This is a genomic window from Haladaptatus litoreus, from assembly GCF_900156425.1.
Classification (GTDB): Archaea; Halobacteriota; Halobacteria; order Halobacteriales; family Haladaptataceae; genus Haladaptatus; species Haladaptatus litoreus.
In genome coordinates this window covers 1,343,980-1,364,257 of the sequence record NZ_FTNO01000001.1, presented here as the reverse complement: position 1 = coordinate 1,364,257, position 20,278 = coordinate 1,343,980, and the positions used below count along the sequence as shown (strand labels likewise).

27 protein-coding genes are annotated in these 20,278 nt (G+C 58.5%); 11 read left to right on the top strand and 16 right to left on the bottom strand.

Annotated elements, in window-relative coordinates; translation table 11 throughout:
* The first annotated feature begins 18 nt into the window (after nt 1-18).
* The gene (locus BW974_RS25460) at nt 19-195 is read left to right on the top strand and encodes a hypothetical protein (protein WP_175609635.1); all 177 of its coding nucleotides are present in this window, start codon (nt 19-21) and stop codon (nt 193-195) included.
* Here the strand turns inward: BW974_RS25460 and BW974_RS07155 are convergent.
* Together BW974_RS07155 and BW974_RS07150 are read right to left on the bottom strand one after the other, a co-directional pair.
* Nucleotides 187-435, bottom strand: coding sequence for a DUF7508 domain-containing protein (locus BW974_RS07155; protein ID WP_076429291.1), 249 nt, complete (start codon nt 433-435; stop codon nt 187-189). The genes BW974_RS25460 and BW974_RS07155 overlap by 9 nt on opposite strands.
* 1 nt (nt 436) lies before the next feature.
* Entirely contained in the window at nt 437-865 is a 429-nt protein-coding gene (locus tag BW974_RS07150) for a DUF5796 family protein (protein WP_076429290.1), read from the bottom strand.
* A 121-nt stretch (nt 866-986) separates the two neighbouring features.
* On the opposite strand from BW974_RS07150, the gene BW974_RS07145 reads away from it, so the two are divergent.
* From BW974_RS07145 to BW974_RS07135, 3 genes are read left to right on the top strand one after another with little or no spacing between them, the layout of a single operon-like run.
* Nucleotides 987-2,066: a CNNM domain-containing protein gene (locus tag BW974_RS07145; RefSeq protein ID WP_076429288.1), complete on the top strand. Its 1,080-nt coding sequence runs from the start codon at nt 987-989 to the stop codon at nt 2,064-2,066.
* A 57-nt stretch (nt 2,067-2,123) separates the two neighbouring features.
* A complete protein-coding gene (locus BW974_RS07140; protein ID WP_076429286.1) occupies nt 2,124-3,011 on the top strand; it encodes a shikimate kinase in 888 nt (295 codons plus the stop codon).
* Nucleotides 3,008-3,274, top strand: coding sequence for a chorismate mutase (locus BW974_RS07135; RefSeq protein ID WP_076429284.1), 267 nt, complete (start codon nt 3,008-3,010; stop codon nt 3,272-3,274). The genes BW974_RS07140 and BW974_RS07135 overlap by 4 nt, the downstream gene beginning before the upstream one ends.
* 54 nt (nt 3,275-3,328) lie before the next feature.
* Here BW974_RS07135 and BW974_RS07130 read toward each other — a convergent pair whose 3' ends face one another.
* The gene (locus BW974_RS07130; RefSeq protein WP_076429282.1) at nt 3,329-3,529 is read right to left on the bottom strand and encodes a hypothetical protein; all 201 of its coding nucleotides are present in this window, start codon (nt 3,527-3,529) and stop codon (nt 3,329-3,331) included.
* 175 nt (nt 3,530-3,704) lie between these two features.
* Nucleotides 3,705-4,706: an arsenic resistance protein gene (locus BW974_RS07125; protein ID WP_076429280.1), complete on the bottom strand. Its 1,002-nt coding sequence runs from the start codon at nt 4,704-4,706 to the stop codon at nt 3,705-3,707.
* A 164-nt stretch (nt 4,707-4,870) separates the two neighbouring features.
* Here BW974_RS07125 and BW974_RS07120 point away from each other — a divergent pair, with 164 nt between their 5' ends.
* Both BW974_RS07120 and BW974_RS07115 read left to right on the top strand, forming a co-directional pair.
* On the top strand, nt 4,871-6,196 hold the full coding sequence (locus BW974_RS07120) for a cytochrome P450 (RefSeq protein WP_076429278.1): 1,326 nt from the start codon (nt 4,871-4,873) through the stop codon (nt 6,194-6,196).
* A gap of 96 nt (nt 6,197-6,292) precedes the next feature.
* Nucleotides 6,293-6,730 carry a hypothetical protein gene (locus tag BW974_RS07115; protein ID WP_076429276.1) on the top strand — a complete coding sequence of 146 codons (438 nt, stop codon included), beginning with the start codon at nt 6,293-6,295 and terminating at the stop codon, nt 6,728-6,730.
* Between the two features lie 20 nt (nt 6,731-6,750).
* Here BW974_RS07115 and BW974_RS07110 read toward each other — a convergent pair whose 3' ends face one another.
* The gene (locus BW974_RS07110; protein WP_076429274.1) at nt 6,751-6,960 is read right to left on the bottom strand and encodes a DUF6199 family natural product biosynthesis protein; all 210 of its coding nucleotides are present in this window, start codon (nt 6,958-6,960) and stop codon (nt 6,751-6,753) included.
* A 43-nt stretch (nt 6,961-7,003) separates the two neighbouring features.
* Nucleotides 7,004-7,684 (bottom strand): carbonic anhydrase, encoded by a 681-nt coding sequence (locus BW974_RS07105; protein ID WP_076429272.1) that lies wholly within the window; start codon nt 7,682-7,684, stop codon nt 7,004-7,006.
* A gap of 143 nt (nt 7,685-7,827) precedes the next feature.
* On the opposite strand from BW974_RS07105, the gene BW974_RS07100 reads away from it, so the two are divergent.
* The 4 genes from BW974_RS07100 (at nt 7,828) to BW974_RS07085 (ending at nt 10,636) form a co-directional block, all read left to right on the top strand.
* Nucleotides 7,828-8,610, top strand: a complete 783-nt coding sequence (locus tag BW974_RS07100; RefSeq protein WP_076429270.1) for a nucleoside phosphorylase — start codon at nt 7,828-7,830, stop codon at nt 8,608-8,610.
* A 78-nt stretch (nt 8,611-8,688) separates the two neighbouring features.
* On the top strand, nt 8,689-8,874 hold the full coding sequence (locus BW974_RS07095; protein WP_076429267.1) for a DUF8141 family membrane protein: 186 nt from the start codon (nt 8,689-8,691) through the stop codon (nt 8,872-8,874).
* A 104-nt stretch (nt 8,875-8,978) separates the two neighbouring features.
* A complete protein-coding gene (locus BW974_RS07090) occupies nt 8,979-10,247 on the top strand; it encodes a cation:proton antiporter (RefSeq protein ID WP_076429265.1) in 1,269 nt (422 codons plus the stop codon).
* A gap of 80 nt (nt 10,248-10,327) precedes the next feature.
* Nucleotides 10,328-10,636, top strand: a complete 309-nt coding sequence (locus BW974_RS07085) for a hypothetical protein (protein WP_076429263.1) — start codon at nt 10,328-10,330, stop codon at nt 10,634-10,636.
* Nucleotides 10,637-10,689: 53 nt separating this feature from the next.
* On the opposite strand, the gene BW974_RS25455 is transcribed toward BW974_RS07085, so the two are convergent.
* From BW974_RS25455 to BW974_RS07060, 6 genes are all read right to left on the bottom strand, one after another.
* The gene (locus tag BW974_RS25455) at nt 10,690-10,839 is read right to left on the bottom strand and encodes a DUF7331 family protein (protein ID WP_175609634.1); all 150 of its coding nucleotides are present in this window, start codon (nt 10,837-10,839) and stop codon (nt 10,690-10,692) included.
* Nucleotides 10,836-11,045: a DUF7576 family protein gene (locus tag BW974_RS07080; RefSeq protein WP_076429260.1), complete on the bottom strand. Its 210-nt coding sequence runs from the start codon at nt 11,043-11,045 to the stop codon at nt 10,836-10,838. The genes BW974_RS25455 and BW974_RS07080 overlap by 4 nt, the downstream gene beginning before the upstream one ends.
* 2 nt (nt 11,046-11,047) lie before the next feature.
* Complete coding sequence (locus tag BW974_RS07075) at nt 11,048-11,305, bottom strand: HalOD1 output domain-containing protein (RefSeq protein ID WP_245799947.1); 258 nt, start codon at nt 11,303-11,305, stop codon at nt 11,048-11,050.
* A 77-nt stretch (nt 11,306-11,382) separates the two neighbouring features.
* Entirely contained in the window at nt 11,383-13,758 is a 2,376-nt protein-coding gene (locus tag BW974_RS07070) for a bacterio-opsin activator domain-containing protein (protein WP_076429258.1), read from the bottom strand.
* A gap of 92 nt (nt 13,759-13,850) precedes the next feature.
* Complete coding sequence (surE, locus tag BW974_RS07065; RefSeq protein ID WP_076429256.1) at nt 13,851-14,627, bottom strand: 5'/3'-nucleotidase SurE; 777 nt, start codon at nt 14,625-14,627, stop codon at nt 13,851-13,853.
* A 50-nt stretch (nt 14,628-14,677) separates the two neighbouring features.
* Nucleotides 14,678-15,187 carry a hypothetical protein gene (locus BW974_RS07060; RefSeq protein ID WP_076429253.1) on the bottom strand — a complete coding sequence of 170 codons (510 nt, stop codon included), beginning with the start codon at nt 15,185-15,187 and terminating at the stop codon, nt 14,678-14,680.
* 128 nt (nt 15,188-15,315) lie between these two features.
* Here BW974_RS07060 and BW974_RS07055 point away from each other — a divergent pair, with 128 nt between their 5' ends.
* A complete protein-coding gene (locus BW974_RS07055; protein WP_076429250.1) occupies nt 15,316-15,528 on the top strand; it encodes a hypothetical protein in 213 nt (70 codons plus the stop codon).
* A gap of 1 nt (nt 15,529) precedes the next feature.
* Here BW974_RS07055 and BW974_RS07050 read toward each other — a convergent pair whose 3' ends face one another.
* The 4 genes from BW974_RS07050 to BW974_RS07035 form a co-directional block, all read right to left on the bottom strand.
* Nucleotides 15,530-16,957 (bottom strand): small ribosomal subunit Rsm22 family protein, encoded by a 1,428-nt coding sequence (locus BW974_RS07050; protein ID WP_076429248.1) that lies wholly within the window; start codon nt 16,955-16,957, stop codon nt 15,530-15,532.
* Entirely contained in the window at nt 16,954-17,718 is a 765-nt protein-coding gene (locus tag BW974_RS07045; protein WP_076429246.1) for a prephenate dehydrogenase/arogenate dehydrogenase family protein, read from the bottom strand. Before BW974_RS07045 ends, BW974_RS07050 begins: the two co-directional genes overlap by 4 nt.
* 83 nt (nt 17,719-17,801) lie before the next feature.
* Complete coding sequence (locus BW974_RS07040; RefSeq protein ID WP_076429244.1) at nt 17,802-18,242, bottom strand: ester cyclase; 441 nt, start codon at nt 18,240-18,242, stop codon at nt 17,802-17,804.
* A 235-nt stretch (nt 18,243-18,477) separates the two neighbouring features.
* Nucleotides 18,478-19,833: an LLM class flavin-dependent oxidoreductase gene (locus BW974_RS07035; RefSeq protein WP_076429241.1), complete on the bottom strand. Its 1,356-nt coding sequence runs from the start codon at nt 19,831-19,833 to the stop codon at nt 18,478-18,480.
* Nucleotides 19,834-20,278: the final 445 nt, after the last annotated feature.

Sequence of the window (20,278 nt, the reverse complement as noted above, 5' to 3'; positions counted from 1 at the left end):
CCACAGAAAATCCACCAAATGCCCGCAATCGAAACCTATCTGACTGCCATCGTCGTCCTCCTCACGCTCATCGCCGCACTGCTGGTCGGCGTCGTCGTCAGCCTCGGCACAGGCGCGATGGTGAGCACCTCTTTAGTGCTGGTTCTGCTTGGAATCATTTTCATGACGATTCACGCGGAACGACAGTCAGCCTAAGCCTGCCCGCTCACGGTGTTCGTTCGCCAACCGCTCCGCGTGTTCGCGTGACTGGCAGGCTTCCCAGCGAACCTGTTCGGCCCTGCTGTAGGCCAACTCGGTTTTCAGTTCGTCGCGGAGGACGCCGCTGTCGATTGTCTCTATCTCGCCGTCGGAACCGAGTTCGTACATTCCCCAGCGTTCCGGGGCCTTGCCGACCGTCGCCCTGTCGAGGGACAGCCAGCGTTTTTTCAGGGGCATTTCACTCCTCGTTCACGAACTCGAACGACCGTTCGCCCAGTTCGTCCTCCTCGAAGACGAAGACGCGCCCACGAGCGATTTCCGGGTCTGCCTCGATTTCGACTGCGTAGCCGTCCGAGCGAACGGTCACGCCGGGGAACAGTTCCTCTTCGTCACCCGGTTCGATGATGATTCGGCCGACGCCGGTCGATTCGAGGATTTCGTCGTGCGTGTCTCGGTCGTTGACGTAGGTCATGACGCCTTCCGTCTCGGTCGGGTCGGTGACGAGCACTTGGATGAGTTTGCCGGGTTGGGTTCTAAGGGTGTCCTGCACCTTCTTCGGAACGCCGTTGTAGAACGCTTCTCGGCCGTCGGTGTATTCGACGACGATACCGTCCTTCGTGAGTTCGACGCCGAGTGTGTCGGGGGAAATGTCGCTCCGGACGCTCATACTCCGCATTTGGATTGGGACGGGGAAAAGACCCGCGTTCCGAGATACATGCTGTTACCATCGCCATTCAGTTCGAAACTGGCCACGAGAATCAAATAACTGGAACGGGTACTGCCGACCAATGGAAACTGCCGTAATAGCCATGCGACTGGTCGCCGGACTGTTGTTGATTCTGGCGAACGGATTTTTCGTCGCCATCGAATTTGCTCTTACCCGTGTTCGCCAATATCCGGAATCGGAGTTCGACACTCCCGGACTGCGGCGAGCGTGGGAGATGACGGACAACCTCGAACTGTATCTCACCAGCTGTCAGGTCGGTATCACCGCGTCCAGCATCGCGGTCGGTATCGTCGCCGAACCGGCACTGGCGGCCATCTTCGAACCGCTATTCGCAAACACGGCGCTCGCATCAGTCGGCGCAGGAGCACTCATCGCGTTCCTCATCATCAATCTCCTCCACCTGACACACGGAGAACAGACACCGACGTATCTCGGCGTGGAACGCACGAAGTTCGTCTGCCGGTACGGAGCGACACCGCTGTACTGGTTCTACCGCGCCATCGCACCGATAATCACGCTCGGTGACGGGGTGGCGAAATGGACGCTCCGACTGTTCGGCGTCGAAATTACTGGTGCGTGGAAAGACGCCGAAACCGACGCCATCGAATCTCGTGCCGACCTTCGGAACAAACTCGGCGACGTACTCGAACAGGGTGACCTCGCCGACGAACGATACCAAGAAGTGATGAACACCCTCAAAATCGGGGAAATTCCGATTCGAGACATCATGATTCCGAGCGAGGACATCGTTTCCCTCTCGACGGAAGACTCCCTCGAAGCAAACCTCGAACGCGTGAAAGACAGCACACTTACGCGGTTTCCACTGGTCGGTGAATCGCTTTCGGACTACCACGGCAACATCTACATGCCAGCACTGTACCGCGCCGACGAGGAACTCAAGTCGGGCGAAATCACGCTCGAAGAAGTCGCGCATCCGCAGATGACGATTGCCGCCGACACGACCATCAGCGACGCGCTCGACCTGTTTCAGGTGCAAAATCAGGAACTCGCACTGGTGATGGAAGACGGCGAAGTCGTCGGCCTCGTCACCGCAACCGACGCGCTGGAGGAAGTCATCGGCGAGTTGAGTGACCCCACTGACGAGCAAGCCGACCAACCGACCGAAACGACGGCGACGTAGGCCGTCACGAATTGCGTCTACCGCCACTCTGAAGCGGACGCCCTGCGAAGCGCGGCCATGAACGGACGCGCCACAGCACCCGCCGCCGGAACCGTGCTCAACGCACTCGCCACGGGCGTCGGGTCGGCGTTCGCCATCGACGCCGACACGACCGCCGAGGTATCACTGGACGACTCCGGAGACATTCGCGGGGAGATCGCGGACGCACCGGACGCCGACACGCGACTCATCGAACGCTGTGTCGAACTGGTTCTCGAATCCGCCGACGGAGGTTCGTCCACGGACGAATCTCCATCGCTTGGCGCGACGGTTCGCACCGAAAGCGACGTTCCGATGGCCTCCGGGCTGAAGAGTTCGAGCGCCGCCGCGAACGCCACCGTGATGGCAACCCTGTCTGCGCTGGATATTGACGTAGAGCGAGAGGACGAGATGACGCGGAAGGGCGCCTGCCGACTCGGTGTGCAGGCCGCCCGCGATGTCGGCGTAACTGCCACCGGAGCGTTCGACGACGCCAGCGCGAGCATGCTCGGGGGTGTGACGGTCACCGACAACGACCGCGACGAACTGCTTTCTCGGGAGGAAGTGTCGTGGGACGTGCTGGTCTACACTCCGCCCGAGCAAGCTTTTTCGGCGGACGCAGATGTCGAACGCTGTCAACGAATCGCCCCAATGGCCGAGTTGGTCGCTGACCTCGCGCTCGACGGCGACTACGGACGGGCGATGACCGTCAACGGATTCGCGTTCTGCGGCGCGCTCGGTTTTTCGACCGACCCACTGCTTTCTGCCCTGCCGGATGTCGATGGCGTTTCGCTGTCCGGTACCGGCCCGAGTTACGTCGCCGTCGGGGGACGGGAGATTTTAGAGGGAGTACAAGAAAGGTGGGAGTCACTGGAGGGCACTACGTGGCTAACGACGACGCAAACAGACGGGACCCGAACGATATGAGCCTCGCGGAACTCCGCGACGAGATAGAGTCCATCGACCGCGAAATCGTGGAACTCATCGCCAGACGAACCTACGTCGCGGAGACGGTGGCGCGAGTGAAATCCGTCGAGGACATTCCGACGACGGACGAGGGGCAAGAACAGAAGGTGATGGATAGAGCAGGTGAGAACGCCGAACGATTCGACGTTGACTCGAATCTGGTGAAGGCGGTATTTCGGTTGTTAATCGAGTTGAACAAGGTGGAACAGCGAGAGACTCGATAATAGATGACATAGACCTCAGGTCGTATCTTTCCACTTTGAGAACGATACGTCAGATTACGACCAGCGACGAGCGACTTCGTAAGCAATTGTTGCTGGGAGAGTTACGGAGAGTAGGACGAACACGACTTCTTCAACCACAAGACCGGATTGGGTCAGTGCGGCGTAGAATACGAGTACGCCCGTAGCGAGGACACCGACGACCGTCGAGACGTATCTCGGGTCGCTCCACGAGGAGGGCATATTGGAGGACGACATAGTGGATTCAACTCTTTTCTGAGTGTTTTACTTTTCGACATTCCGTCAACACGGTCGCATAGTGGTAGCGGCAGCGGAGTCGAATTCCGTACCATTAGGTCTGCGCCCTGAACAAACTTTCTCGGTGTCCACACCGAGATTGGTGTTGGATTCAAACGATGAAGAACGCATAGTTTCAATCACGACTGATGGATTCGAAAATCGAAGTCGGACTGGTTGATTCCGGCACGAGCCACGCCGGAACGACGCGCGTTAGCACAACCATTCCAACCAGTTCGACGAGAGTCTGTGTCACGACGACTGCCGGAGCCAACCCATAGCCTGCTGGGAGTGCAAGCGCGAGCGGAAGCACGACCAGCGAATTACGAGTGACCGAGGTGAACACGAGCGCCCGACTCTCGCCGACGGCCATTCCGAGCACTCCTGCCGCAAGCCGTCCGAGCATCGGCATGACGACGAGGAACGCGACGTACACCGGAACGACGACCGCAATCTGTTCGATTGAGTCCTGTACTCGGGGGAGTTGGGAGGCGATGACGACGAACAGCGTCGCACCCATCATCGGAACTGGCAACCACCCCATCGTCTCCTGCCAATTTTCGCCCGTCGAAGACTGCTCCGCCCATATTTCGGTGAGCCACGCGAGCGTCAGCGGAAGGGCGATAATTATCAAGAAGGCTTCGATGAACGGGCCTGCTTCGATAGCTTCGGCGGCTTCCCCGCCCATGAACAGCCAGAGATACACCGGAAGCAACAGCAGTTGGATAAGCATCAGGGCGGGCGTGGTCGCGGTAATCTGCTCGGAATCGCCCCCTGCGAGTTCGGTGAAGGTGATGACGTAGTCGATGCACGGCGTCAGAAGAACCATGAATGCACCGACGAGGATGGCAGGGCGCTGCGGGAGAAACCGGGTGAGGCCCCAGACGATGATAGGGACGACGAGGAAGTTCATCCCGAGTGCTGCCGCGATGAACCGTCCGTTTCGAAACGCCCGGCGAAGTCGGACGAACGGGATTTCGAGGAACGTGACGTAGAGCAGGACGGCGAGCACCGGGTCAATGAGTTGCTCGAAAAATGACGCCGAGTTCGGGCGACCCACTCCGACACCAACTGCAAGCAGAACGAAGGCCGCGTAGACGACGACCTGATGCCGTTGGAGTCGTTTCTTCGTATCCATCTACACGATTTCTTTGGGGATAGTAAGTAAACCATTGTTGCTCCGTTCGTGGCCGATAGTGACCGTCTCGAAACTCGGGAGAACTGTTAGTTTCGATGCGCATCCGAATTACCTGTTCATGGTTACCATCAAATTGATTTGTTGTTCTAACCAACAATTAGCTGATGAGTACGTTGCCACCCGGGCCGAGCGGACTTCCAGTCGCCGGTAGCACACTCTCGTTCGTGCGTGATCCATTCTCGACGTACGAACGATGGGCCGAAGAATACGGGGACATTGTCGCCACCAACATAGCCGGGCGGACGTTCGTGATGGTTGCTCATCCCGAACACATCGAACGCATCCTCGTCACCGACCAGCAGCATTACGGAAAGGGGTCGTTCCAGCGTGACCAGTTGGGCGACATCGTCGGTGACGGACTGTTGTTGAGTGAAGGCGAGTTCTGGCACGAGCAACGCAACCGACTGCAACCCGAGTTTTTCCGCGAGCAACTAACGCAGTACGCGACGATGATGGTCGATGAAACACGCGCCCGTGCTGATAACTGGACTTCCGGCGAAACCATCACGCTGAACAGTGAGCTTCAGCATCTCACCCTCGCTATCATGGCCAGAACGCTGTTCGGGTTTGACATCGAGGACGCAGAGGGGCAGTTCGCGAACACCGCTCGAACTATCAGCGAACGGTTCAATCTTTCACACGTCTCGACGTATCTCGCGGCGTGGATACCCACGCCGCGAAACCGGCGCTACCGGCGAGCCATGAACAACCTCGACACAGTCATCTACGACGTTATCGAGGCTCGCCGAGCGCAAGACGATTCGCCGAACGACCTCCTTGCGACGCTTATCGCGGCAGTCGATGACCCGGAAACCGACCTGACCGACGAAACGCTTCGAGACGAGATTGCGACCGTCATTCTGGGTGGCCACGACACGGCGGCGCTGGCGATGACCTATACGCTCACCGCACTGGCTCGCCATCCCGACGCCGAAGCGGAGGTCAGAGCTGAACTAGACGAAGTCCTCGGCGACGACGACCCGACGGTGACAGACCTTCCGGCGCTCCCGCGACTCGATGCGGCGGTCAAAGAAGCGATGCGCCTCCATCCACCGGCGTACACGCTGTTCCGCGAGTCAAATCGTCCGATGAAAATTGGCGAGTACGACGTTCCCGAGGGCGCAACGTTGACGATTCCACAGTGGGTCGTCCACCACGATAGCCGCTGGTTCGAATCGCCGTGGGAGTACCAACCTGACCGCTGGACTGATGAGTTCGAGGCATCCTTGCCGGAGTACGCGTACTTCCCGTTCTGCGGCGGGAAGCGCCACTGCATCGGGATGCGCTATGGATTGATGGAGACGAAACTAGTGGTGGCGACGCTCCTTCAGCGATTCCGGTTCGACTTTCAGCTGCCGGAACTGTCCTTCGCCGCGGCCCTAACACTGCAACCGGCGGAGCCGGTTTCCGTTCGGGTAACGACGGTGTGAATCGGGAATTTCCGTCGTGTTCGTTCTGAATCCGGGCAGCACCGACTTTCGTCCCACATGGCATATATTTATCACGTCGTACCTGTCAGATACTGTATGGCAATTCTCCGCAGATGGGTTCCGCCGTCAGATGAGTGGAAACGTGCCCTCCTCCTCGGCAGTCTCGCTAGTCTCGTCTACACCGGAATCGTCCTCGAATACAGTGTACAGCCATCCTCGAACATCTCGATTACTGCGTCGGTTTGGCACGCACTGGGGTTATACTCGGTCATGGCGTTCGGCACCATCGGCCTTCCTATCGTACTCTGGATTCGATACAAAATCCGGAGTCCGGCGGTGCTCATGACGTTCGTGTTTCTGTTTTGTCATGTGTTGGTCTACGTTCCCACGATTGGAAGCGGCGATGGCGATTCCCCTGCGTTCCTGTTCATGTTCCTCTTTGCGCCGTTCTACGTCGTCGGGTACGGACTGCTCGCCGGGGGAGAGTACTGGTTGAGAAAACGCGACGTGTCGCTCCCTTTCTTGAGCGCGTAATCGAACGGAGAAGTCGGCGTTTACCTCGATGCACCGCGCTTCTTTTTGCCGCGACGAAGCGCCCACAGCGTGATGACGAGGCCCTCGATTCTTGCAACCGTGTACACCCACGGTTTCACTTCGATGTCCGAACCGTTTTGAAGTGAATGTTTCATTCCCCAATCCACGACTCTTCGTGGAAAGAGGAACTCGAAGACGCCGAACGCCAGCAACAACAGTCGAATGAGCATGTGAAATAGTTGGGTTCTACCAGAATAATTGTTTGGCGGTGGTTCAGTACTCCCAGAGCCGCCGAATCCGCGAGTCGATTTTCGGATGCTTTTCCCGCAATTTTTCGACGGCAATTTCTCCGTTGACGTTGACGACGTGGACTTCCCCGCGGCGCTTTCCGTACACGTCCTGAAAGTCGTAGACGACGCCGACAATATCGACTCCCGAGGGGATTTCGTCGCTTTCGATGAGGAACTCGATTTGCCTATCGACGTTGTACTCCACGAGTCGGTTGATAGCCTCGGTTCGACTCACGTCGGAGGGAAGCGATTCGACGCCCGATTCCAGACGCGGTTTCAGCAGTGACAGACAGTGTTCGATACCGGCGGGCTCGGAGAGGCCGTCGGTCAAATCGTCGTAGGTCGCCGTCACGGCCCCACAACCCGTGTGTCCCACGACGACGATGGTATCCGTCCCTGTGTGTTCGACCGGATACAGAACGTCACCGGAAACGGCTTCGCCGGAATCGGTTCGTTGGACGACCCGGTTTCCGATGTTGCCGCAGGTGAAGATGTGTCCCGGTTGGTCGTTCCCCCACATGTGGTCTTGGAGGACGCGGGAGTCCGAACAGCAGACGGTGACCACGCTCGGTCGTTGGGAGTCCTGTACGTCGTCGAATCGGGACTGAAACTCGTCTGCGTGTTCAGCGTTGCTGTTCAACAGTTCGATGACCGTCTCGTGCATAGTTGAATAGAATCGTCCCATCAAATATGTTGATTGGTATTTCGTGATGGTGCAGGCAGTTGACGGAGCGAAGAACTGACTGTGGCCACAGAAAGCAGTAGCAACGAAAGATATTTTGCTGTGCTGTCAGTTGTCACCGGAAAATGGCGTTTCCGAATCTCCCCGAAAAATTGGACGCAGAACCGCTCGTTACGCCGCAGGAACACTCCGATTACCGACAATCGAAAACCGATTCGGAGCTGGAAAAGCCGCCGGAAGCGGTTATCCTCTGTTATAGTCGCGGACTGATGGACTACTTCATGGAAACCTACGAGGGGGAGAAGGTGGGCCACTACTACGGTACACTCTACGTTTTCGACGACTCCGACCGAACCGTCGGCGTCCTCGGACAGTTCGGAATCGGCGCACCGACGACTGCGATGTTGATGGACGAACTCATCGCTGACGGCGTCGAAGCGTTTCTCTCGATAGGCATCGCGGGCAGTTTGGACGACGAAATCGAAATGGGCGAGTTCGTCGTCTGCGACAAAGCTATCCGCGACGAAGGAACGTCACACCACTACGTCGAATCGGAAAAATACGCACATGCCAGCGAATCGCTCACTGCGCAAACCACGGGACTACTTCGTGACCGCGGCGAACCGTTTCACGTCGGTTCCTCGTGGACGACCGATGCGATATATCGAGAAACGAGGCTTGAGGTCGAACGATACGCCGAGGAGGGGGCTCTCACCGTGGAGATGGAAGCGGCCGCGGTGTTCGCGGTTGCGAACCACCGCGAGGTAAAAGCGGCGTCGATGTTCGTCATCAGCGACTATCTCGGTCTTTCGGAGTGGGAACCGAAGTTCCACATGACGAAAGAAGATATGCACCGACTCGGCGATACTGCCAAGGAAGTGTTGTTGGCCTCCGTAAACAAGAAGTAGCGAACCAATATCTTGCGTGATTGTAGGAGGTGATGGAATTTTCGCAACATTTATGAAATTATATTGTATTTTGACAGCATGTCATCGGCTATTTCCGGTAAACAACTGGTCGTCGCGTTTCTCCTCGCCGACGTCGTCGGACTCACTGCTGGCTATCTCCTGCACTCACCGCTTGGCACCGACCCGATAATGGGGGCCGTCTACGGACTCATCGCGGCGAACGTTCCGGTTTCGCTCTGGATGGTAATGCAGAACAGCCAGTGAAATATCTTTTTTGTGTGATTCGAGCCTTTTTGATTCTGCTGGAAAAACACATCAAGCGACAGCTCTGCCAGACGAATTTTGACTGTGCACGATGAAATCGGCGTATGGTCGAAACTTACGTCGTCGCGCTCGCGTTTCTCGGATTGCTCATCCTCGCGGCCACCGTACTGCCGGAATTACTCGGTGAGTACGCCGTTTCCGTTCCTATCTCCTATCTGGTTATCGGAGCGGTCGCGTTTTTGCTCCCGGTCGGACTGCCAAACCCCGATCCGTTGGTTCACAGCGACCTTGCCGAGCGTCTCGCCGAGTTCGTGGTCATCGTCTCGTTGATGAGCGCCGGTCTAAAAATCGACCGCCCGTTTTCGCTCGGCGAGTGGAGTTCGACCTGGCGTTTGCTCGTGATAACGATGCCGCTGACGATTGCTGGTGCGGCGATAGCAGGGTGGTGGGTACTCGGATTCGTTCCCGCCACAGCGATGTTGCTCGGTGCGGTCATCGCTCCGACTGACCCGGTTCTCGCGTCGGACGTACAGGTCGGGCCACCCGGAGAGGGTGAAAACGCGATGAGCGACCAACCGGTCGAGCAGGAACACGAACACGAAGTCCGTTTCACGCTCACCTCGGAGGCCGGACTGAACGACGGACTTGCATTTCCGTTCACGTATGTAGCTATCGCCATCGCAACCGCCGGACTCGCGCCGTCCGAGTGGTTCGTTGACTGGTTACTCGTGGACGTAATTTACAAAATCGTCGTCGGAACGGTTGCGGGACTGATTCTCGGATGGCTGCTTGCCGGACTGCTGTTTCAGTTTTCACCGTCCACGAAACTCGCCAGCACGGTAGAAGGCGCGGAGGCATTGGCCGGCACGCTCCTCGTGTACGGTATCACGGAATTGGTTCAAGGGTACGGATTTATCGCGGTGTTCGCCGCCGCGCTGGTCATTCGACACCGTGAGCGAACCCACGAGTACAATCGTGCGCTTCACGACTTCGCGGAAGTAATCGAGCGACTAACGATGGCAGTCCTGCTAGCTCTGTTCGGCGGGGCGGTTGCGACCGGTCTTCTCGAAAACCTCACCTTCTCCACCATCGCTCTCGGACTCGGATTCGTCTTCGTCCTCCGGCCGCTCGCCGGACTGCTCGGAATGGCGGGTTCTAAAATGGAGTTCGCAGACAGGAGCGTCATTTCTTTCTTCGGCATCCGCGGCGTCGGGTCGTTTTTCTATCTCGCCTACGCTATCAACGAGGCGACCTTTCCCGACGCTCGATTGGTGTGGTCGCTCGTTGGATTCGTGGTACTCGTTTCGGTCATCGTCCACGGGACGCTCGCAACGCCAGTGATGGAGGAACTGTCTCGCCGAGGGCGGGCTTAACGGTTCACGGGTTGAGATAATGTCTACTGAGCCACTATTTCTAAGTACAGGTCACCCGACTCGCTTTCGGAGGGTACAACATGTCCAACGAAGAATCGAGGCGGACGACGAATCACGATGAGATTAGAAACTGGATCGAACACCGAAACGGCAACCCGGCGAAGGTTCAGGGAACCGAGAAGGGACGGAAAGCAGATGACGGAGGCGGCCTCCTTCGAATCGACTTCGAGGAGTCAGACGTCAGTGATGACCCACTAGAACGGATTTCGTGGGAGGAGTTCTTCGAGGCGTTCGAGAACGAAAATCTCGCTTTTATCTATCAGGAGCAAACAGAAGCTGGTGCGACGAGTCGGTTCTGCAAGCTGGTGGCTCGTGAGGAGCAACACTGACATTTTCCAAATGTGACACTGTCGCAATCAGACTCGCCAAATCCAAATCTGGATTACCGTTTTACTGGCACTGTCGTGCTGGCGCGAATCCACGCCCGTTGGTTATCGGGGTCGTAGAACATCGCGACGATTCCGTACTCGTCTTCGTATTCGCTGTACTCGATTGTGTTCGGTTCGATAGTGTTTGGTTGTCGGTCGTTCATTCTCGGGTGTCAGTTGGTTGGGTACGATTCCACAAATCGCGACAGTGAAGATTACAGAACGGATACAGGTGGAACGAACCTGCGGTGTCCGTCTCGGCGAGTACCGGATGCCACGATTCGATTTCGATGGTGTCACCACAGTTCGTACAGACGGATTCGTCACCGGGTGTTTCCGGGCCGTTTCCCGCTATACGTTGGTCGTTCATCGTCACTCGTCAGTGAGTTCGACCGTTCCGTCACTATGGACGTGAACGTTGTATCCGTCGAGCGAGAACTCGACGCGCCCACCTCTCGTCCCATGGTGAAAGAGTCCATCGAGTGCATCCGGGTCGATGACGTCGTACAAACACGTTTCGAACTCGGTCGCATCGTTGTAGCCCGCCTTTTTCATCACGGCGGAGAGAACGGCCAGACTCGGTCGTTCACCACCCTGGCCATCGGGCCGTTGCCGCACGTCTGTTTTCATGGTTACTACGATGGACTCTTCGGCAAAGACCCTTCCAGCTAGATTGAACGCCTTCCAAAAAACGGCGGTCTATCTATCTAGACGCCACTTTCGAGTAGTCGGGAGAGCAGTTTCCGTTCTGCCGCGCGCAGGTGGTGCTGAAACGTCGGCTGTGAAATCCCAAGCGACCGTCCGACCTCCTCTCCGGTACTCTTTCGCGGCGAGTCGAAAAAGCCGCTGTAGTAGGCCGTTTCCAGCGTCTCCCGCTGTCGGTCGGTTAGCGTTTCGGTAAGCGCAACGTCGAAATCACCGGTAGTCAACCCGCCTTCGCGCTGACGGCGACTTCGGAGTTCGATGTCGGGGAATCGTCGTTGCAGCACTTCGACGAAGGTTCGGATGTCGGCGTTCGCCGGAAGGCGGACGACGACCTGCGCGGGAAGGTCGTCCACGATGAACGTTTCTGGAACCGCGCCGTGGTTGAGCAGCGTCCCGATGAAACTCGAATCCGTGAGCGCCGCCGAGAACAGTGCGTTACTGTTTCGATAGCTGACATGTTGTATGTCGGTGATTTCGAGTGAGTGGGCGGCAACCGCTTGTACGTCTTCGACCGTGGCATCACGAACGGTAAAGAAGGTTTTCAGCGTTCCGTCGGGTTCGGAGACGACACCCATGAACTCGACACGGCCGCCGGTTTCGCGTTCGATGGCGACGAACACGATGGAGGAATCGACTACGTCGAACCTGAGTTCGACTACTTCGCCCCCCACGAGCGCTTTCTTGCTCTCGACGGCGTTGATCGCGTAGGCGACCGTTTGACTCACGTCGACGAGGACCGCCCGTTCGAGTTCGTCGAACGTTCCTTGTCGGTCGGAGTAGACCGTGAGGACGCCATACACGGCGTCCTTGTAGCGAAGCGGGAGCGCACAGGCCGAGCGATAACCGCGTTTGAGCGCCTCACGCCGCCACGGTTCCGACGGTGGGTCGCGGAGAACGTCTTGGACGACCTGCGCCCGCCCAGTCCGTACCGCGATTCCGGTCGGGTCGGTCGCGGCCACGTTGTCCGGCGAAACAGTGACCGCGTCGAGGAAGCCGCGACCGATACCCGCGGATTCGCGGGGAACCACGGTTTTCGTTCCGGGGTCGTTTTCGCCGACCCACGCGAACCGATACGGGCCGCCGCTCGCCAGTCGGGTACAGACCGCTCGTTCGATTTCGTCTCGACTGCGCGCCTCCACGAGCGCCCGGTCGATGCGCCGAATCCCTTCGTTCAACTCGTTCAGTCGTTCGAGTGCGGCGTTCTGGCGGCGGAGCGTCGCTTCCTGTTCCCGTAGCGTTCGCTCTCGGTCTGCCCTGCCGAGCGCGGATTCGACCGCCGCCGAACAGAGTTCCGCAACGTCGAATCCGGATTCGTCCTCGGTTTTCGTGACGAAAACGCCGTGGTTTCCGAGCGGGAGGACGGCCACGCCGTTTTCGGACTTCGGTTCGTTTTCGATGAACGACTGCCACGCGAGGCCGTCGTGGCTTTCGATATCGAGAAGGTCAGCTATCGTTCCATCTCGCAGTTCACCCGCACGAACCCGAAGCGTTCGTTCGTCTTCGTCGTACAGCGCGATGAGCGTCTCGGGGAGGTCGAGAACGTCTTTTGCTCCATCAATAGCGATTTCGCACACTTCGTCCGTCGTTTCCGTCTCCAGCAGGACGCGGGTGAGGTCGGACAGCGCGGCGAGAACCTGTTCGTGTCGTTCTCGTTTCGTTACGTCTATCGCCACGCCGACGACACGCTCTACGTTCCCGAAGTCGTCCAGAACGGGTTGGTATGCGCTTTCGAAGACCAACCCTTCGTACTCCCGTGTCGCGTGAACACGCTCGCCGGAGAGAGCGCGTGTAACGTCGTTTGCAATGTCGGACAGTTCGTCGTGGCGGTCGAACATCGATTCGCCGACTATTTCGCCATCTGCAACTCCGAGGGCGTCCAAGCCGCGACCTTCGGAGAGCATGACCGTTCCGTCCTTGTCGAAAACGAAGAGGACGAGTGGCGCGTTTTGGATGATGGTCTGATAGCGTTCGACTTGGAACTCGCGTTCCTTGCGATTCGTGATGTTCAGATGCGCAACCACGACGTAGGGTTTGTCACCTGTTTTCGTCTTCGTCGCAGACATGAGGAACCAGCGTCGTTCCGTCGGCGAATGACACGGATATTCGAGCGAAAACTCCGTTCGTTCCCCAGCGAGAATCTCACGAATCCCCTTCGCGGTTTCGTCAGCCGTCGGTTCGTCGGCGGCGTCGCACACGTCGAGGTAGCTACTGCCGAGCGTCGTCATCGAGAGGTCGTTTTTTCGGCCGAACTCCTCCCACGTTCGGTTCGTCGCCACTACGATGCCGTGTTCGTCGAGAACGGCGACGTTCATCGGAAGCGCATCGAGTGCGAGTCGGTCGATATCGGTGTGACTCGCAGTGTCTTTCCCCTTCCCCATAGTCGTTGGAGAGCGATTAGTCGCCGACGGATAAAACCATAGTGCCGAGGTACGCAGGGTGTGCCCGCCGTCACAGGCACTACTTCGTCCGATTACCCGTGGTACGCCGTCACCAGTTCGTCGAGCGATTCGTGGTGTTCCGTGGTGTGCGGCGCGGTCAACGGCGAGACGCTCACTCGACCCTCGAACACGGCCCTACGGTCGGTTCCGTCCGGGTCGGGAAGCGTCTCGTCGTCCATCTGCTCCCACGTCAAATCGTGAAGGGTGACGACGCCGCCGTCGTTCGTCGCGTTCATGTTGTAAACGTGCGAGGGTCGCGTCACTTCCATCGCCGCGGGTTCGTCGCCCGGCAGGGGCGCGTTGACGTTCAGGTACTCGGCCTGTTCGAACACGCCCGCGTCGAGCGAGTGCTCGGTGAGATACGTCGCGGCCCGTGCCGCTTCTTCGTACTCTTCCTTCGTCGTATCGTGGGGCCACATGTGGTTCGGGACGTGGAGCGAAACGGCGATTGCGGGAACGTCGAAAAAGGCGGCTTCGACGGCGGCACTGACGGTTCCCGAGCGTCCGAGGACGTAGGCCCCGAGGTTCGCGCCGTTGTTACACCCCGAGACGACGATGTCCGGGTACGGGCCGAGTTCGGTCAGTCCCGCGACGACGCAGTCGGTTGGAGTTCCCGTGATGGCGTAGCCGATTTCGTGTTCTTCGACCTCTACCTCGTAGGACATTGCCCGTCCGACCGCGCTCTGGTCGGTTGCGGGTGCGACGGTGGTCACGTTGCCGACCTCCTCTAGCGCCTCGTACAGCGCGTGGATGCCGGGACTGTCGATGCCGTCGTCGTTCGTCAGAAGAATTTCCGGAGAGTCGCTCATGAAAAGGGGGTCGGAACGGGAACGCAAAAGTGCTCCGTTCGGCCGGTAGGTTACAACAGGAATCCGATTCCAGCGAGGAGGCAACAGTACGCCGTGGCGAACACCACCCATCCTAACACTGACCGGGTACTCGTCGGGCCACCCGGAACTGACGACGTCCGCGAGATGAAAAAGGAGCCGGAAACGATGGCGACCACGCCGAACGAAAGAAAGGCGAGCCATCGAAAACGAGCGATACCGACCGCGGTAAGGACGCCGCCGACCCCCGGTATCAAGAACAGACACCCGAGACTAACGGCAAACAAAACGACCGAGTACGGAATCAAAAACCGTCGCTCGGTGATTCCCGCCGAATATCGCCACAGTCGGCCCGTTACTGCCAACCAGAACGTTCGCGGTGCGGGAGTAAACAGCAGAATCGGAATCGTCAACGCTGCGATGGTGAGAGCTCCCACGGTTGCGATGAAAAGAAACATCGCTATGAAGATGGCAACAAGCCCTCCGAGAACGACGATAAGCACGACAACTCCCAGCAAGAGGAGAATCTCACCGAGTGGCATTAGTTTTACCTTCGTCTCATAAGAATATCAGAGTAGTGGCGATTTTTCATATACCTTTCATAATTCGAGAATGATAATTAATGAACCACATGGATTTATGCCGTGTGGTTTGCTCTGTCTAGGTGGCTATGGCGGAGGGAACGGTCACAAACGCGCGGACACTGGAACTCAACTACGAATACGCCCAGCGGAACGTAGACGTACTGTCCATCTGGTTCGAGTGTAAACCGCGAAAGACGGTTGAACTGCTCGCAGAGAACAACATCCCGCTCTCACCGAACGACGAGGGAAAGTTCGGTTCCTACTACAAATACGTCAGAGAGGTCGTAGAAGCAAACTGAGTTACAGGCGGTCAACGACCGTCTTTTCATCGACAACGAGATTGTACGCGCCTTCGTCCTCGTTCCACAGTACCAGCACCTCCTCGAAAGAAAGCAGATTTCCGTACTCCGCCTCCTGAAGCGAACGGTTGAGCGCCGTTTCCTTCGTCAGCACCGCGAAGTGACTGACTTTCTCGCTCCCGTCGCCGATTTTGAACACCTCGTTTCTCCCGCCGTCCGACAGTGAATGACTGAGTTTCACCGCGACGAGGTTCACGCGCTCCGTGACGTGTCGCTCCATCTCGGCCATCTTCGCCGACCGGGATTTGTCGGCGGTAAATTCGAACCGACGGAATCCGTCGGTTCGAAGGACGATGTGTGAGTACTGCACGTCCACGTTGACGAACTCGCCGTCGCCCCGATTGTCTTCACCGCCGTTCTCGCTTTCGTCCCTCCCCTCGCTCTCGTCCAATCGCCGCTGGAACGCCGGAGTTTCCAACTCCGATTTCACGTCGAACGACCACCCGCGGTCGCTCGGTTCCTCACCCGGCCAGAGGCGGAGTGTTGGCGAGTATACCGTGGTTCGGTCGGAAACGCTCCGCTCGACCTCCCGAAGGCCGATACTGGCGTTTTTGTCCGCCGGGGCGATGGCGAGCATCGCCCCGTCGTCGGCGAGATAGTCGAGATATTTTTCCGCGACAGCCTCGGGGTCGTCCACCTCGCTCAACACGTTGGCGAACAGGACGAGGTCGTACTCGCCTTCCGGTTCGAACGCCTCCGCGGTTTCCCGGTGCGTCGTCGCGTGGAAGTTCTCCCGCGTTTCCTCCATCATCGCGGCAAACACGTCCACGGCGTCGCTGGGTTCGACGGCGTGATATTCGACCAAGCTATCGTCGGGATAGAAATCGTGGAAACCCAATGCGGGGCCGCCGACACCAGCACCCACATCCAACACCCGAATTTTTCGGGAGAGTAAACCGCGCTCCGCGAGTTCCGAGAGGACGTACTGAACCACGGCGTAGTAGTCCGGCAGATGGTAGATGGCGTAGGCGAGCGCAACCTGATAATCGTACTCCACGGGATTCTGGGCGAAGTAATCTTCCTTGAGTCGGCGAATCATCTCGCGCAGTTGCGTCCCCGATTCGCCGTCCGGCCATCCGACGCCGAACTCCCCGACGAGCAAGTCTTCGAGTTTTCTGCCGTACTGTTCGGGGAACGATTCGACCCCGCGGAAGGTCGGTGAAATCGGCTCCTCGGAAATCGGTTCGAAGGTGCCGTCGTCGCGCTCGACCAGTTCGAGGTCGAGCGACTGTTCGCGGAGCACCTGCCGGACGACCGCTGGATGGGGTTGTCCTTCGACGTACTCCGAAATTTCGTCCGGGTCGATTGGGCGCACGTCGCGGAGATACAGTGCGTTCGAGCGCACCTGCTCGCGCTGTTCGGGTTTCATCGTTCGCCCTCCGATTTGTCTTCCACTCGATTCGCGTTCGTTTTCGCCGCTCGATACAGTCGCTCGAACTTGGTCGGGTCTGCGTCCGCGAGGTCTTGGGCCGCGATTGCGACGTTTTCCGCGCCGTCGAAGGCCTCTTGAATGTCGGCGTAGACGCGCGAATCGCCGCTCGTCACTTGCTCCGTGAGGTCGGCGAGGCAGTCGTAGATGGGTGTTCGAAGCCCTTCCGGAACCGAGTTGGCCGATAGGGCAAACGAGAGAACTGCGGTGTGTGCGCCCGCTTGCACCGTGGTCATCGCCTCGTCGTGCTCCTCCGGCGTCGTCTCGACTAACGTGTTGCCGCGCGATTCGAGGGCAGAGAGAATTTCGTCGGTCACGGGGCCAGATTCGGCCGCGACGACCGCCACGTTTCCGGGTGCGTTGTCGGGACCGAACAGGGGATGAAGGCTGACTCGTTCCTTGTCCGGCGCGTGTTCGGCCATCGCGGAAACCGGTTCCGCCATCACGCCGGTCAAGTCGAGGAGTGCCGTCTCGGCTTTCGTGGCGTGGTCTTCGATTGCATCTTCGACCGCGGGCAGAGGAACCGCCAGACAGACCGCATCGAAGGTTTTTGAGGTGTCCAGTGCGACCGCTTTTCCGCCGACTTGTTCTGCGGCGTGTTCCGCGACCGCCGGGTCTGCGTCGGTGAACGCGAGGTCGCAGTCCAGCGACTTGCCGAACCAGCGACCCATCGCGCCCGCTCCGACGACGAGTACATTCATTACGTCCGGTTTGGCGTGGTTCGCCCAAAAGAGGTTCGTTTGGTCGGGTTGGATGTGGTCGGATTCGATTGGGTTGGATTCGGCTACTCTTCGTACTCCATCTCGGGCAGTTCCACGACGCCGAGTTGGACGAACATCCCCAGTTCGTCGGCGTTGTCGTAGCGTTCCCGTATTTTCCCGTCTTCGATACGGTCGATGAGGATGCCCGTCATCTCGATTTCCTCGTCCGTCGGTTCGATGCCCATCATCTCGCCGCTGTGGGTTCCCCGCGTCGTGTATCGAACGACGACCTTGTCGTCCGACGAAATCACGTCCTCGACGTTCATTTCGAGGTCGGTGAAGACCTTCCGGACTTCTTCGGCCATCTCCCGGTACTCGTCCCGTCCATCCATATCCATCATCGGCGTGTGGTAGACCACGTCCTCCGCGACGAGGTCGTCGATGACGCCGAGGTCACCGCCGCTCCATACCTCTTCGATTTCCCGAATTACGACCGCCTCGTTGTCCGCAGTTTTGATGCTCATGGTGTTCTCCCTCCGTGGATGAACGACGCAGAGCGAGAGAATAAACAAGAACCATCGTTCAGGCGGAAACGGGCGCGAGAGGCTGGGAAACGCGGGATGGTTCGATTGCGGGTAGCGGTTTCGATGCAACGTTTGTAATCGGTCAGAAAATGGCGCACGTTAAAACAGCGACGCCACCGACCGTTGTCGTCGGGATTGACTGGCTTTCCTTCCGGACGGACTGAGTGTAAATCCGTCAGTCACGTTTCGCCGGATGGTCGTCCGCGAGATACCGACGCCCGACCAAATTCTCCCGAAGCGTCTCTCCCTCGTACTCCTCGCGCACCAAGCCGCGTTCTTCGAGTTCCGGGACGACCAAATCAACGAAATCCCGAAGCGTACCAGGTCGAACGATTTCCTTGAGATTGAATCCCGTTACCCCGGTTTCGTCGCGCCACGCTTCCAGTTCGTCGGCGACCTGTTCGGGCGACCCGACGACGACGGGCGAGGTGGAACCGAGGCCGCAGAACTCCGCCACGTCGCGTACCGTCCAGTCGCGCTCCGGTGCGTGTTTGGTCAGCGCGTTGACCGCGCCCTGAATCGCCTCGGTTTCGATGTGCTCGACCGGTTGGTCGGGCGCGAGTTCCGAGAAATCCAAATCCATGAAGCCGCCGAGCAAGGTCAGGGTCGCCTCGGTATCGACGTTTTCGCGGTACGTTTCGTACTTTGCTTTGGCAACTGCTTCGGTTTCCCCGACAATCGGCGCGATTCCGGCGAAGAAGGCCAGTTCGTCGCCGTTTCGACCCCCCTCCGTCGCGCGCTCTCTTACGTCTTCGACGTAGCTTTTCACGGCCTCCTTCGTCGGTTGGCTGACGAACAACGCTTCCGCGTTGTTCGCCGCGAAGTTTCGCCCGCGCTCGGACGACCCGGCTTGGTAGAGAACCGGGGTTCGCTGTGGCGACGGTTCGCAGGAATGCGGGCCGGGAACCGAGAAATGCTCGCCCTCGTAGTCGATGGCGTGGACTTTCTCCGCGTCGGTGTATTTTCCTGCATCCACATCTCGAATCACCGCGTCGTCCTCCCAACTGTCCTCCCACAGTCGGTAGCAGACCTGCATGAACTCCTCGGCGCGGTCGTAGCGCGTGTCGTGTTCCATTCGCTCGTCCAAGCCGAGATTCTCTGCCGCGCTTTCGAGGTAGGACGTGACGATGTTGAACGCGACTCGGCCGTCGGTGATGTGGTCGAGTGTGGAAAACTCGCGGGCCAGTTGGTACGGATGGACGTAGGTCGTAGAGCGCGTCACCGCGAAACCGAGGTCGTCCGTGACGCTGGCCATCGCCGGAATCAGTAATTCCGGGTCGTTCGCGGGTGTCTGGATGGCTTTTTCGATTGCGGTGTCCCGATTTCCGCCGTGTACGTCGTAGATGCCCCGCACGTCGGCGAAGAAGACGGCGTCGAACTTCCCGCGTTCTGCGAGTCGGGCGACCTCCTGCCAGTAGTCCATGTCTGTGTAGCGGTGGGATTGGTCGCCCGGCGTGCGCCAGTTGCCCGCCGTGACGTGTTCCACCGCGTTCATCGTGAACAGATTGAAGTGAATGGTTTCGCTCGTCATCGGTGTTTCTCGTTGGCCTCTGGTTGGTTTGGATGGTGCAAAGCAAAGGGGAACGCGGCCATGTTCTCCGTCATCTGTTACAAGTGAAAAGGTGGTTTGGTGAGGGATATTGGTGTGGCTCTGGTCGGGATTTACTTGCCGTTCTTGCGCTCTCTGCAAATCACGGCTCTAATCAAACCGCTACCCCACCGCGACAACCACACCCTCCCCCAACCGATTCCTTCGTCACTACGCTCCTCAGTCATCCACCGTCAGAGACAAGCTCTGACGAGCCGTTCGCGCACTGTCAGCGATGGCATCTTGGACGTGAAGCCCTCGATGCCATGCCAGCGCGCGCGCCATGTCGTTTGATTAGCCAGCCGAATGGTTTGCGCCAGTGCGTTCGCACGAGTGCCGAGCGAAGTGAGGCGCGAGTGCAGTCCCGCACTGGCGGGGAGGAGTGGGG